12 protein-coding genes and 1 riboswitch are annotated in these 13,284 nt (G+C 71.3%); of the genes, 10 read left to right on the top strand and 2 right to left on the bottom strand.

Annotated elements, in window-relative coordinates; genetic code table 11:
* Window positions 1-53 precede the first annotated feature (53 nt).
* The gene (locus tag ACWH4W_RS11810) at window positions 54-1,022 is read left to right on the top strand and encodes a diacylglycerol/lipid kinase family protein (RefSeq protein ID WP_473075702.1); all 969 of its coding nucleotides are present in this window, start codon (window positions 54-56) and stop codon (window positions 1,020-1,022) included.
* Between the two features lie 318 nt (window positions 1,023-1,340).
* Entirely contained in the window at window positions 1,341-1,598 is a 258-nt protein-coding gene (locus ACWH4W_RS11805; protein ID WP_003992873.1) for a WhiB family transcriptional regulator, read from the top strand.
* Window positions 1,599-1,818: 220 nt separating this feature from the next.
* Here the strand turns inward: ACWH4W_RS11805 and ACWH4W_RS11800 are convergent, their stop codons facing one another.
* Window positions 1,819-3,285 (bottom strand): histidine kinase N-terminal domain-containing protein, encoded by a 1,467-nt coding sequence (locus ACWH4W_RS11800; protein ID WP_473077479.1) that lies wholly within the window; start codon window positions 3,283-3,285, stop codon window positions 1,819-1,821.
* 540 nt (window positions 3,286-3,825) lie between these two features.
* Here ACWH4W_RS11800 and nagB point away from each other — a divergent pair.
* From nagB to ACWH4W_RS11765, 7 genes are all read left to right on the top strand, one after another.
* Complete coding sequence (gene nagB / locus ACWH4W_RS11795) at window positions 3,826-4,611, top strand: glucosamine-6-phosphate deaminase (protein WP_473075701.1); 786 nt, start codon at window positions 3,826-3,828, stop codon at window positions 4,609-4,611.
* Between the two features lie 157 nt (window positions 4,612-4,768).
* Window positions 4,769-5,533, top strand: a complete 765-nt coding sequence (locus ACWH4W_RS11790) for a GntR family transcriptional regulator (protein WP_473075700.1) — start codon at window positions 4,769-4,771, stop codon at window positions 5,531-5,533.
* Window positions 5,534-5,735: 202 nt separating this feature from the next.
* The gene (locus ACWH4W_RS11785) at window positions 5,736-6,002 is read left to right on the top strand and encodes a DUF3311 domain-containing protein (RefSeq protein ID WP_473075699.1); all 267 of its coding nucleotides are present in this window, start codon (window positions 5,736-5,738) and stop codon (window positions 6,000-6,002) included.
* Window positions 5,999-7,627: a monocarboxylate uptake permease MctP gene (gene mctP, locus ACWH4W_RS11780; protein WP_473075698.1), complete on the top strand. Its 1,629-nt coding sequence runs from the start codon at window positions 5,999-6,001 to the stop codon at window positions 7,625-7,627. Before ACWH4W_RS11785 ends, mctP begins: the two co-directional genes overlap by 4 nt.
* Before the next feature lie 80 nt (window positions 7,628-7,707).
* Window positions 7,708-8,211, top strand: a complete 504-nt coding sequence (locus ACWH4W_RS11775) for a GNAT family N-acetyltransferase (RefSeq protein ID WP_473075697.1) — start codon at window positions 7,708-7,710, stop codon at window positions 8,209-8,211.
* Window positions 8,212-8,260: 49 nt separating this feature from the next.
* Window positions 8,261-8,431: riboswitch (cobalamin riboswitch) on the top strand.
* Window positions 8,432-8,556: 125 nt separating this feature from the next.
* Window positions 8,557-10,914, top strand: coding sequence for a ribonucleoside-diphosphate reductase subunit alpha (locus ACWH4W_RS11770; protein WP_473075696.1), 2,358 nt, complete (start codon window positions 8,557-8,559; stop codon window positions 10,912-10,914).
* A gap of 56 nt (window positions 10,915-10,970) precedes the next feature.
* A complete protein-coding gene (locus tag ACWH4W_RS11765) occupies window positions 10,971-11,927 on the top strand; it encodes a ribonucleotide-diphosphate reductase subunit beta (protein WP_473077478.1) in 957 nt (318 codons plus the stop codon).
* On the opposite strand, the gene ACWH4W_RS11760 is transcribed toward ACWH4W_RS11765, so the two are convergent.
* On the bottom strand, window positions 11,924-12,214 hold the full coding sequence (locus ACWH4W_RS11760; RefSeq protein WP_473075695.1) for a hypothetical protein: 291 nt from the start codon (window positions 12,212-12,214) through the stop codon (window positions 11,924-11,926). The two genes, ACWH4W_RS11765 and ACWH4W_RS11760, sit on opposite strands and share 4 nt — an antisense overlap.
* A gap of 93 nt (window positions 12,215-12,307) precedes the next feature.
* On the opposite strand from ACWH4W_RS11760, the gene ACWH4W_RS11755 reads away from it, so the two are divergent.
* Window positions 12,308-13,270, top strand: coding sequence for a GlxA family transcriptional regulator (locus tag ACWH4W_RS11755; RefSeq protein WP_473075694.1), 963 nt, complete (start codon window positions 12,308-12,310; stop codon window positions 13,268-13,270).
* Window positions 13,271-13,284 lie beyond the last annotated feature (14 nt).

The following is a 13,284-nucleotide window of genomic DNA, read 5'->3' as shown; positions in this document are numbered from 1 at the left end:
GGGGCGGGACCTCGGTCTGGGCCGGGTACCGCTCAGTAGGTACCCTGCACGTCATGCGTGCACTCCTCGTGGTCAACCCGGCGGCAACCACCACCAGTGCGCGCACACGCGACGTGCTGATCCACGCGCTCGCCAGCGAGATGAAGCTGGACGCGGTGACCACCGAGTACCGCGGACACGCCCGCGACCTGGGCCGGCAGGCGGCGGAGAGCGGCGAGGTCGACCTGGTGGTCGCCCTGGGCGGCGACGGCACGGTGAACGAGGTGGTCAACGGCCTGCTGCACGCGGGACCCGACCCGGAGCACCTGCCCGGTCTCGCCGTGGTCCCCGGCGGCTCCACCAACGTCTTCGCCCGCGCCCTGGGGCTGCCCAACCAGCCCGTGGAGGCGACCGGCGCGCTGCTGGACGCCCTGCGCGAGGGCCGGGAGCGGACCGTGGGCCTGGGGCTGACCTCGGGCACCCCCGGCACCGAGGACGAGGCGGTGCCGGCCCGCTGGTTCACCTTCAACGCGGGGCTGGGCTTCGACGCCGGCGTGGTCGGCCGGGTGGAGCAGCAGCGGGAGCGGGGCAGAAGGTCGACGCACGCGCTGTACATGCGCCAGGTGGTGCGTCAGCTGCTGGGCGACCCGCACCGCCGGCACGGGATGATCACATTGGATCTCGAGGGCGAGGAGCCGGTCGAGGACCTGGTGCTGTCCATAGTCTCGAACACCTCGCCGTGGACGTTCCTCGGCAACCGCCCGATCTACGCGTCGCCCCGGGCGTCGTTCGACGCGGGACTCGATCTCTTCGGTCTCACGCGGATGTCCACCGCCGCGGTTGCCCGGTATGGCACGCAGTTGCTCACTTCGTCCCCGGAGCGCGGCCCTCGCGGCAAGCACGCGGTGTCGCGGCACGATCTGACACGCTTCACCTTGCATTCGAAGGTGCCGTTGCCCCTTCAGATGGACGGTGACCACCTGGGGCTGCGTACGAGCGTGACGTTCACAGGCGTACGCCGTGCACTGCGTGTGATTGTGTGAGCAGAAAGGCCCAAAGTCCTTTCAGTCGAACGTTTAGGCCAGGATCCACCCCATGGAAGTACGGCTGTGACCTAGTCGACACCGAAGAATCAAAAAAAACTTTTCGGAAGGGGTTGTATCCGCCGCCGAGGTTTGCGAGTCTCTTCTTGGCGATCGGGACGGCCCGCCACACCGGCCTCCACAGATCACCGGAACCCCTCTTCAAACCCAAGGACCACGCCAGGGACCCTGGCAGTCGGCCCTTCCCTTGTTGAGGGATTCGTGAAAGCGTTCACATTCACAAGCTAACCGCAGTAATACCAAGGAGAGGTAGCAGCCATGGACTGGCGTCACAACGCCGTTTGCCGCGAAGAAGACCCCGAGCTCTTCTTCCCCATCGGCAACACCGGTCCCGCGCTGCTGCAGATCGAGGAAGCCAAGGCCGTCTGCCGCCGCTGCCCGGTGATCGAGCAGTGCCTGCAGTGGGCGCTCGAGTCCGGTCAGGACTCCGGCGTCTGGGGTGGTCTCAGCGAGGACGAGCGTCGCGCGATGAAGCGCCGCGCTGCCCGCAACCGGGCGCGTCAGGCCTCCGCCTGACGACCCCGCCCCCGCGAACAGCCTGAGCTTGGCGGCGCGTGTGCGCCCGTCCGGATGATTCCGTGGACGGCGCACACGCATCTCCCGCCCCGAGCCGCAGCGCGACGTTCCCCCGGTGCCCGACCCGGTCGGGCAGGGGAAGCGAAGGAACGAGCATCAGCCCCGGACCGTGGTCCGGGGCCTTTTGCTGTCCGGGCCCGCGTCACGTCGGGCCCGGCGGCTACGCGGGGGACTGCACCGGGATGTCGAGGATCACCCGGGTCCCCCGCTCCGGCGCCGGCACCATGTCGAAGGCGCCGCCCAACTCCCCCTCCACCAGCGTCCGTACGATCTGCAGGCCCAGGTTGCCCGCGGTGTGCGGGTCGAACCCCTCGGGCAGCCCCACCCCGTCGTCCTGCACGGTGACCAGCAGACGCGCCTCCCGGGAAGTGCCGCCGCGCACCGCCGACACCTCGACGGTGCCGGTCTCGCCCTCCCGGAAGCCGTGCTCCAGGGCGTTCTGCAGCACCTCGGTCAGCACCATCGACAGCGGCGTGGCCACCTCGGCGTCGAGTATCCCGAAGCGGCCCGAGCGCCGGCCGGTGACCTTGCCCGGGGAGATCTCGGCGACCATGGCGAGCACCCGGTCGGCGATCTCGTCGAACTCCACGCGCTCGTCCAGGTTCTGGGACAGCGTCTCGTGGACGATGGCGATGGACCCGACCCGCCGCACGGCCTCCTCCAGCGCCGCGCGCCCGCGCTCCGACCCGATCCGGCGGGCCTGGAGCCGCAGCAGCGCGGCCACCGTCTGGAGGTTGTTCTTCACCCGGTGGTGGATCTCCCGGATGGTGGCGTCCTTGGTGATCAATTCGCGTTCGCGGCGGCGCAGTTCGGTCACGTCCCGGAGCAGCACCAGCGAACCGATGCGGGTGCCCTTGGGCTTGAGCGGGATCGCGCGGAACTGGATCACGCCGTCGCCGGACTCGATCTCGAACTCGCGGGGCGCCCAGCCGCTCGCGACCTTGGCCAGCGCCTCGTCCACCGGCCCGCGCGAGGGTGCCAGTTCGGCGGTGGTCCGCCCGAGGTGATGGCCCACCAGGTCCGCGGCCAGGCCCAGCCGGTGGTAGGCGGACAGGGCGTTGGGCGACGCGTACTGGACCACGCCGTCGGCGTCGAGCCGGATCAGGCCGTCGCCGACCCGCGGCGAGGCGTCCATCTCCAGCTGCTGGTTCGCGAAGGGGAAAGCGCCCGCCGCGATCATCTGGGCGAGGTCCGAGGCGCTCTGCAGATAGGTGAGCTCCAGCCGGCTCGGGGTGCGCACGGTGAGCAGGTTGGTGTTGCGCGCGATGACGCCGAGGACCCGCCCCTCGCGCCGTACCGGGATGGACTCGACGCGGACCGGGACCTCCTCCCGCCACTCCGGGTCGCCCTCACGCACGATGCGGCCCTCGTCCAGGGCCGCGTCCAGCATGGGCCGGCGGCCGCGCGGGACCAGATGGCCGACCATGTCGTCCTGGTAGGAGGTCGGGCCGGTGTTGGGCCGCATCTGGGCGACGGAGACGTAGCGCGTGCCGTCGCGCGTGGGGACCCACAGCACCAGGTCGGCGAAGGAGAGGTCGGAGAGCAGCTGCCACTCCGAGACCAGCAGGTGGAGCCACTCGAGGTCGGTGTCGTCGAGGGCGGTGTGCTGGCGTACGAGTTCGTTCATGGAGGGCACGTCAGCGAGCGTACCCGCGGGATCGTCCGGCCTTGGAACACCCGCGGGCCGCGGCGCCTGAGAGGGACCCTCAACCCTCCCGGCACCGCAGCCCGGAGCAATATCGGCCGGTGGGGTGTGCGGTCCCGGTCGGCCGAAGGATGAGGAGCCGGGGCAGTCAGGGCAGAGAGCCTCGGATCCTCGGTCCGCCTTCCTGTGCGGGGAAGGCAGGTCTGTGTGTCCTGCTACGCATTGTGGACTAGACCACTGCGCCTGTAAATGCGTCGTACGAGGGTTCTTCGCCGTCCCTCGGCGTCCCCGCGGACGCGGGCGGGTCCAGTACGCAGCCTAACCCGAGAGGTGTGCCGGCGGGGCCGGTCGGACGCGGGATTTCCGGGGCACCCGGACCCGGGCGCCGGTTCCGTCCCAAGGGCCGGTCTCACCTGGGCGGACGGGCGCTCCTCTGCTAGATTGAGATTGGTCTACACCACCTGGCCCCGGTGCCCCGGGGCCCGTCCCAGTCGAGTCCACCGGAAGATCGGCAGGCCCATCGTGGAAGTTGTCATCGTCGCGGACGCCAAGGCGGGCGGCGAGCTCGTCGCCGAGGCCATGGCCCAGCTGCTGCGGCGCAAGCCCGACGCCCTGCTCGGCGTGGCCACCGGTTCCACCCCGCTGCCCGTCTACGAGGCGCTGGCGGCGAAGGTCCGCGCCGGCGCCGTGGACACCTCCCGTGCGCGGGTGGCCCAGCTCGACGAGTACGTGGGGCTGCCCGCCGACCACCCCGAGTCCTACCGCTCGGTGCTCCGGCGCGAGGTCCTCGATCCGCTCGGCATCCCGGTGGACGCCTTCCTGAGCCCCGACGGCACGGCCGAGGACGTCCAGGCCGCGTGCGAGCGCTACGACCGGGAGCTGGCCGAGGCCGGCGGTGTGGACCTCCAGCTCCTCGGCATCGGCACCGACGGCCACATCGGGTTCAACGAGCCGTGCTCCTCGCTCGTCTCGCGCACCCGGATCAAGACCCTGACCGAGCAGACCCGGGCGGACAACGCCCGCTTCTTCGACGGCGACGTCGACCAGGTCCCGCGCCACGTCATCACCCAGGGCATCGGCACCATCCTGGAGGCCCGGCACCTGGTGCTGCTGGCCACCGGCGAGGGCAAGGCGGACGCGGTCGCCGCCACCGTCGAGGGCCCGGTCGCGGCGGTGTGCCCGGCGTCCGCGCTGCAGCTGCACCCGCACGCCACCGTGGTGGTCGACGAGGCCGCCGCCTCCAAGCTGAAGCTCGCCGACTACTTCCGGCACACCTACGCCGGCAAGCCGGAGTGGCAGGGCATCTGACCCCCGCCCGTGGTCTGGACCATCACGGTCACAGGGGTATACAAAAGGGATCACGGAGCGTGCGAGGGGCCCGCCCCCGCCCGGAGCCGTGCCACGATGTCAGCCGTGGCCGACGGTCCGTCGGCCGCTTCGGCAGCCGGAGCCGGGAAGGCAGAGCATGAGCACCGACGTCAGCAGTGCGGAGAACGAGGGCGGGACCGTCGTCCGTACGGCGCGCGTGCCCAAGTACTACCGGCTGAAGAAGCACCTGCTCGACATGACCGAGACCGCGCCTCCCGGCACGCCGGTCCCGCCCGAGCGCACGCTGGCGGCCGAGTTCGACACCTCGCGCACCACCGTGCGCCAGGCGCTGCAGGAACTGGTGGTCGAGGGCCGTCTGGAGCGGATCCAGGGCAAGGGCACCTTCGTCGCCAAGCCCAAGGTGTCCCAGGCGCTCCAGCTCACCTCGTACACCGAGGACATGCGCGCCCAGGGCCTGGAGCCGACCTCGCAGCTCCTGGACCTCGGGTACATCACGGCCGACGACCGGCTGGCCGGCCTGCTCGACATCACCGCCGGCGGCCGGGTGCTGCGCATCGAGCGGCTGCGCATGGCGAACGGCGAGCCGATGGCCATCGAGACCACCCACCTCAGCGCCAAGCGCTTCCCCGCGCTGCGCCGCAGCCTGGCCAAGTACACCTCCCTCTACACCGCCCTCGCCGAGGTGTACGACGTCCACCTCGCGGAGGCCGAGGAGACCATCGAGACGTCCCTGGCCACGCCGCGCGAGGCGGGCCTGCTCGGCACCGACGTCGGCCTGCCGATGCTGATGCTGTCCCGGCACTCGCTCGACCGTGGGGGGCAGCCCGTGGAGTGGGTGCGGTCGGTGTACCGGGGCGACCGGTACAAGTTCGTCGCGCGCCTCAAGCGCCCGCAGGACTGAGACCGGACGCCTCCGGGCAGCCCTCCGCCGTCCCGCACCGCCCGGCGGACCGGGCGGCTGACGGGGTTTTCGTCGCTGTCGCCTCGCGGGTGCGCTGCTGCCGCACACCTCCCCCCTTACGGGGGGTTCCGACGGCCCCGGTCCCTCCCCTACATTGCCGCGAGCCAACGTCGGCGATCAGTGAGGGGACGGGAGCCGTCTGATGTCACAAGCCCCGGAAACACCACGAGAGCCGGTGGTGACGCCCGTGCGCGTCGTCATCGGCCTCTGTCTCGTCGCACCGTTCGTTGCCATGCTGTGGGTCGGGTCCTACGCCAAGACCGACCCGGTGTTCATCGGCATCCCGTTCTTCTACTGGTACCAGATGGCCTGGGTGCTGATCTCGACCGCGCTGACGATGGTCGCGTACAAGCTGTGGCAGCGTGACCAGCGCGCCCGCTCGGCCGGGAAGGGCGGTGCGCAGCGGTGAACGACGGCGTGAACGGCGTGGCACTCGCGGTCTTCGTCTTCTTCTTCGTGCTCGTCACCGTGATGGGCTTCCTGGCCGCGCGCTGGCGCAAGGCCGCGAACGAGCACACCCTGGACGAATGGGGCCTGGGCGGGCGCTCGTTCGGCACCTGGGTCACCTGGTTCCTGCTGGGCGGCGACCTGTACACCGCGTACACCTTCGTGGCCGTCCCTGCGGCGATCTACGCGGCGGGCGCGGCCGGCTTCTTCGCGGTGCCGTACACGATCCTGGTGTACCCGCTGATCTTCACCTTCCTGCCCCGGCTGTGGTCGGTGTCGCACAAGCACGGCTATGTGACGACGTCCGACTTCGTGCGCGGGCGGTTCGGCTCGAAGGGGCTGTCGCTGGCCGTCGCGCTGACCGGCATCCTGGCGACGATGCCGTACATCGCGCTGCAACTGGTCGGCATCCAGGCCGTCCTGGACGTGATGGGCGTCGGCGGCGGCGAGCACACCAACTGGTTCGTCAAGGACCTGCCGCTGCTCATCGCGTTCGGTGTGCTCGCGGCGTACACCTACTCGTCCGGGCTGCGGGCGCCCGCGCTGATCGCGTTCGTCAAGGACACGCTGATCTATCTGGTCATCGCGGTGGCGATCATCTACATCCCGATCAAGCTGGGCGGGTTCGACGAGATCTTCGCCTCCGCGCGGGAGGCGTACAGCGAGACCAACCCGGCCACGGGCGCGCCGCGCGGCTCGCTGGTGCCGGGCGAGGCGGGCCAGTGGACGTACGCCACGCTGGCGCTGGGCTCGGCGCTCGCGCTGTTCATGTACCCGCACTCGATCACCGCGACGCTGTCCTCCAAGAGCCGTGAGGTGATCCGCCGCAACACCACGATCCTGCCGCTGTACTCGCTGATGCTGGGCCTGCTGGCGCTGCTCGGCTTCATGGCGATCGCGGCCGGGGTGGAGGTGCAGAACGGCCAGCTGGCCATCCCGCAGCTGTTCGAGACCATGTTCCCGGACTGGTTCGCCGGCGTGGCCTTCGCGGCGATCGGCATCGGCGCGCTGGTGCCGGCGGCGATCATGTCGATCGCGGCGGCGAACCTGTTCACCCGCAACATCTACAAGGACTTCATCAGGCCGGACGCGACGCCCAGGCAGGAGACCGCCGTCTCCAAGGTCGTGTCGCTGCTGGTGAAGGTGGGCGCGCTGGCCTTCGTGCTGACCATGGACAAAACGGTCGCCATCAACTTCCAGTTGCTGGGCGGGATCTGGATCCTGCAGACCTTCCCGGCGCTGGTGGGCGGCCTGTTCACCCGGTGGTTCCACCGCTGGGCGCTGATCGGCGGCTGGGCGGTCGGCATGATCTACGGCACGGTCGCCGCGTACGGGGTGGCGTCGCCGACGCAGAAGCACTTCGGCGGCTCCGCCGAGAAGATCCCGGGCATCGGCGAGATCGGCTACATCGGTCTCACCGCCTTCGTGATCAACGTGCTGGTCACGGTCGTCCTGACCTTCGTCCTGAGGGCGGTCAAGGCGCCGGAGGGCGTCGACGAGACGAAGCCGCAGGACTACACGGCGGACGCCGGCGACCCGGGCGTGCGGGTCGAGCTCCCGCCGGCCACGGCGGGCAGCGCGCACTGACGCGGCAGGGCACGGGGGCGGCGGGCCGCCGGTGGAGAACCGGCGGCCCGCTGTCGTACCCGTGCGGCAGACTCCCCCGCATGGACATCGTCATCCGGCCGGTGACGCCCGGCGAGCACGCGGAACTCGGTGAGATCACCGCGCAGGCCTATCTCGGCGACGGTCTGCTGGACTTCGGGGAGAGCGACGCCTACCTCGGCGAGCTGCGGGACGTGGCGAAGCGCGCGGCGGCCGCCGAGGTGCTGGTCGCCGTGGAGCACGGCACGCTGCTGGGCGGGGTGACCTTCGTGCCGGGCCCCGGACCCATGGCCGACATCGCGGAGCCCGGCGAGGCGGAGATACGGATGCTGGCGGTGTCCCGCGCCCACCGCGGCCGGGGCGCCGGCGAGGCCCTGGTGCGCGCCTGCGTCGACCGGGCGCGGGCGCTCGGGTGCGCGCGGATGGTGCTGTCCACCCAGCACACCATGCACGCCGCACACCGGGTGTACGAACGGCTGGGCTTCACCCGCGACCCCCGGCGGGACTGGAACCCGCTGCCGGAGCTGGACGACATCACGCTGCTCGTCTACGGGCTGACGCTCTGACGGTTGCGCCCGGCCCTTCCGCCCGGCACCACCCTAACCCCTGCGCGACACAACATATGGGTCCGTCGGCGGCACCCGGCACAAGATGTATGCTCATGCTCGCTGTCGCCGCAGGGGAATCCGGTGCGAATCCGGAACTGTCCCGCAACGGTGTACCCATGCCTGCCCACGGGCGCGCACGGGAGTCAGTCCGAGGACCTGCCGACAGTGCGCCCGGCCCTTCCGGTCCGGGTGCCCTGACGTCCGGGCCTCGTGGAATGGGCCGGTGGACGCGACGCCGCGTGCGCTCGTGTGCTGCCCCCTGCGCTCTTCGAGGCCCCCGTGCCGAGCGAGGGAGAGCCCCACGTGACCATCGCGCCAGCCGATCCGGCTTCAGCGACCGGCGTGACCGAGGAGAGCGACCGCCCCGGGGCCGCGCTGCTGCGGACCCTGACGGAGCTGACCGCCGACCTGCCCGACGCCGACCCCGGCCGGGTGGCCGCCGCCGCGCTGCGCGGCCGGTCCGCCGCCGCCGACGAGGCGGAGCTGCGGGACCTGGCCACCGAGGCGGCGGCCGGACTGATCTCCGAGGACCCCGCCTACTCCCGGCTCGCCGCCCGGCTGCTGACCCTCGGCATCCGCGCCGAGGCCGCCTCGCAGGGCGTCACCTCGTTCACCGGGTCGGTGGCCGCCGGGCACCGGGAGGGCCTGATCAGCGACCGGACCGCCGCCTTCGTCCGGCTGCACGCGGCCCGTCTGGACGCGCTGATCGACACCGGCGCCGACGACCGCTTCGGCTACTTCGGGCTGCGCACCCTGCACAGCCGCTACCTGCTGCGCCACCCGGTCACCCGCAAGGTCGTCGAGACGCCCCAGCACTTCCTGCTGCGGGTCGCCTGCGGTCTCGCCGAGGACGACGGCGTGCGGGCGCTGGAGGAGGTCGCCGCGCTGTACGGGCTGATGAGCCGGCTGGACTACCTGCCCTCCTCCCCCACGCTGTTCAACTCCGGCACCCGCCACCCGCAGATGTCGTCCTGCTACCTCCTCGACTCCCCCAAGGACGAGCTGGACTCCCTCTACGAGCGCTACCACCAGGTCGCCCGCCTGTCGAAGCACGCCGGCGGCATCGGCCTGTCCTTCTCCCGGGTCCGCGCCCGGGGCTCGCTGATCCGCGGCACCAACGGGCACTCAGGCGGCATCGTGCCGTTCCTGAAGACGCTGGACGCCTCCGTCGCCGCCGTGAACCAGGGCGGCCGGCGCAAGGGCGCCGCCGCGGTCTACCTGGAGACCTGGCACGCGGACATCGAGGAGTTCCTGGAGCTGCGCGACAACACCGGTGAGGACGCCCGCCGTACGCACAACCTGAACCTGGCGCACTGGGTGCCGGACGAGTTCATGCGCCGGGTCGCCGACGACGCGGCGTGGTCGCTGTTCTCCCCGGCCGACGTGCCCGAGCTGGCCGACCTGTGGGGCGAGGAGTTCGACGCGGCCTACCGCGCCGCCGAGGCCAGGGGCCTGGCCCGCAGGACGCTCCCGGCCCGCGAGCTGTACGGCCGGATGATGCGCACCCTCGCGCAGACCGGCAACGGCTGGATGACCTTCAAGGACACCGCCAACCGCACCGCCAACCAGACCGCCGAGCCGGGTCACGTCGTCCACTCCTCGAACCTGTGCACGGAGATCCTGGAGGTCACCGACGACGGGGAGACGGCGGTCTGCAACCTGGGCTCGGTCAACCTCGCGGCCTTCACCGACGGGGACGGCATGGACTGGGAGCGCCTGGACGCCGCGGTCCGCACCGCCGTGACGTTCCTGGACCGGGTGGTCGACATCAACTTCTACCCGACCGAGCAGGCGTCCCGGTCCAACAGCCGCTGGCGCCCGGTGGGCCTGGGCGTGATGGGGCTGCAGGACGTGTTCTTCCGGCTGCGGATGCCCTTCGACTCCCCTGAGGCGAAGGCGCTCTCCACGAGGATCGCCGAGCGGATCATGCTCGCCGCGTACGAGACGTCCGCCGAGCTGGCCGAGCGGCACGGCCCGCTGCCCGCCTGGGAGAAGACCCGTACCGCCCGGGGCGTGCTGCACCCCGACCACTACGACGTCACACTGGCCTGGCCGGAGCGCTGGGAGGCGCTGCGGAGCCGGATCGCCGCGACGGGCATGCGCAACGCGCTGCTGCTGGCGATCGCGCCCACCGCGACCATCGCGTCCATCGCCGGCGTGTACGAGTGCATCGAGCCGCAGGTGTCCAACCTGTTCAAGCGCGAGACGCTGTCCGGGGAGTTCCTCCAGGTCAACTCGTACCTGGTGGAGGACCTCAAGCGGCTCGGCGTGTGGGACGCGCGCACCCGGGAGGCGCTGCGCGAGGCGAACGGCTCGGTGCAGGACGTCGCGTGGATCCCCGAGGACGTGCGGCGGCTGTACCGCACCGCGTGGGAGATCCCGCAGCGCGGCCTGATCGACATGGCCGCCGCCCGCACCCCGTTCCTCGACCAGGCGCAGTCGCTCAACCTGTTCCTGGAGACGCCGACCATCGGGAAGCTCTCCTCGATGTACGCCTACGCCTGGAAGCAGGGGCTGAAGACCACCTACTACCTGCGCTCCCGCCCGGCGACCCGGATCGCCCGCGCGGCCCGCGCCGCCGTCCCCGTCCAGCAGCCGGCCGACCCCGAGGCCGTCGCCTGCTCCCTCGAGAACCCCGAATCCTGCGAGGCCTGCCAGTGACCACCAGCACGACCAAGAACCTGCTCGACCCCGGCTTCGAGCTGACCCTGCGCCCCATGCGCTACCCCGACTTCTACGAGCGCTACCGGGACGCGATCAAGAACACCTGGCACGTCGAGGAGGTGGACCTGCACTCGGACGTCGCCGACCTGGCGAAGCTGACACCGGAGGAGCAGCACCTGATCGGCCGGCTCGTGGCGTTCTTCGCGACCGGCGACTCGATCGTGGCGAACAACCTGGTGCTGACGCTGTACAAGCACATCAACTCGCCCGAGGCGCGGCTGTACCTGTCGCGGCAGCTGTTCGAGGAGGCCGTGCACGTCCAGTTCTACCTGACGCTGCTGGACACCTACCTGCCCGACCCGGACGACCGGGCGGCGGCGTTCGCGGCCGTGGAGAACATCCCGTCCATCCGGGAGAAGGCCGAGTTCTGCTTCCGGTGGATGGACTCGGTGGAGGAGATCGACCGGCTGGAGACGCGGGCCGACCGGCGCCGCTTCCTGCTCAACCTGATCTGCTTCGCCGCGTGCATCGAGGGCCTGTTCTTCTACGGCGCCTTCGCCTACGTCTACTGGTTCCGCAGCCGGGGTCTGCTGCACGGTCTGGCGACCGGCACCAACTGGGTGTTCCGCGACGAGACGATGCACATGTCGTTCGCGTTCGACGTGGTGGACACCGTGCGCAAGGAGGAGCCGGAGCTGTTCGACGAGGAGCTCGGCCGGCAGGTCACCGACATGCTGCGCGAGGCGGTCGAGGCGGAACTGCAGTTCGCGCGGGACCTGTGCGGCGACGGCCTGCCCGGCATGAACACCGAGTCGATGCGGCAGTACCTGGAGTGCGTCGCCGACCAGCGGCTGGTGCGGCTGGGCTTCGCGCCGGTGTACGGCTCGGAGAACCCGTTCCCCTTCATGGAGCTGCAGGGCGTCCAGGAGCTGACCAACTTCTTCGAGCGCCGTCCGTCCGCGTACCAGGTCGCCGTGGAGGGCACGGTCGACCTGGACGAGGACTTCTAGGACCCTGGCACCGGGTCCGGGAACTTCCGGGGCCCGCAGACCGGGCCGGGTGTCTCCTCACGCCGCCCGAGCGGTGCGGCGGGAGGAGGTCCCGCGCGCCGGACGGGCCGGGCGGGCGGCGGCCGGCGGGGCGGGGGCTCGGCGGCCGCCGTGGCCGCGGCCCGGCGGATCTGCCGGGCCAGGCGGCGGTCGCGCAGGATGCCGATCACGGCGGGTGCGGTCATGAGGACGAACAGGCCGAGAACGGCCACCATCGAGATCAGTGCTTCCCTCTGCGTCGTGTTCATGGACACCACTGTCGCGCCGGACGCTCCTGACCGGGAGTGGCAGGACTGCCGTACACCATCGATTTACTGCCAGCCGTGCGGCACACTGGAGGCATGCTCCGGAATGTGGCGGCCGTCCTCCTCGACGGCGTGAACCCCTTCGAACTCGGCGTGGTCTGCGAGGTGTTCGGCATCGACCGCAGCGACGACGGGCTGCCGGTCTACGACTTCGCCGTCGCCTCGGCGGACGGGCCGGCGGTGCGCGCCAGTACGGGCTTCTCCCTCCAGGTCGAGCACGGTCTGGAGCGTCTGGAGACGGCGGACCTGATCACCGTGCCGGCCGGCGCCTCCTACGTGACGCGGGAGTTCCCGCCCGAGCTGCTGGACGCCCTGCGCCGGGGCGTCGACCGGGGCGCGCGGGTGCTCAGCGTGTGCTCGGGGGTGTTCGTACTGGCCGCCGCCGGGCTGCTGGAGGGCCGCCGCGCCGCCGTGCACTGGAAGCACGCGGAGGAGCTGAGCCGCAGGCACCCCCGTCTGACGGCGGAGCCCGACGTGCTCTACGTCGACGAGGACCCGGTGTTCACCTCGGCGGGCACCGCCGCGGGCATCGACGCCTGCCTGCACCTGGTGCGCAAGGAGCAGGGGCCCGAGGTGGCCAACCGGATCGCCCGGCGGATGGTGGTGCCCCCGCACCGCGACGGCGGGCAGGCCCAGTACATCGAGCGCCCGCTGCCGCAGTCCGGGGGCGACTCCGTCGCCGAGGTGCTGGTGTGGATGGAGCGGCACCTCGACGAGGAGGTCACCGTCGAGCAGCTCGCCGCCCGCGCCCACATGTCCCCGCGCACCTTCGCCCGCCGCTTCCAGCAGGAGACCGGCACCACGCCCTACCGCTGGATCCTGGGCCAGCGGGTGCTGCTGGCCCAGCACCTGCTGGAGCGGACGGACGAGACGGTGGACGCGATCGCCGGCCGTACCGGCTTCGGCAACGCGGCCGCCCTGCGCCACCACTTCGTGCGCGTGGTGGGAACCACACCACAGTCCTACCGGCGCGCGTTCAGGGGCCCGGAGGCCGCCTGAACGCGCGCCGCACG

The organism is Streptomyces sp. DSM 120436 (genome assembly GCF_055778765.1).
The sequence above is the reverse complement of the archived record's forward strand: the minus strand, read 5'-3'. Positions and strand labels throughout refer to the sequence as shown.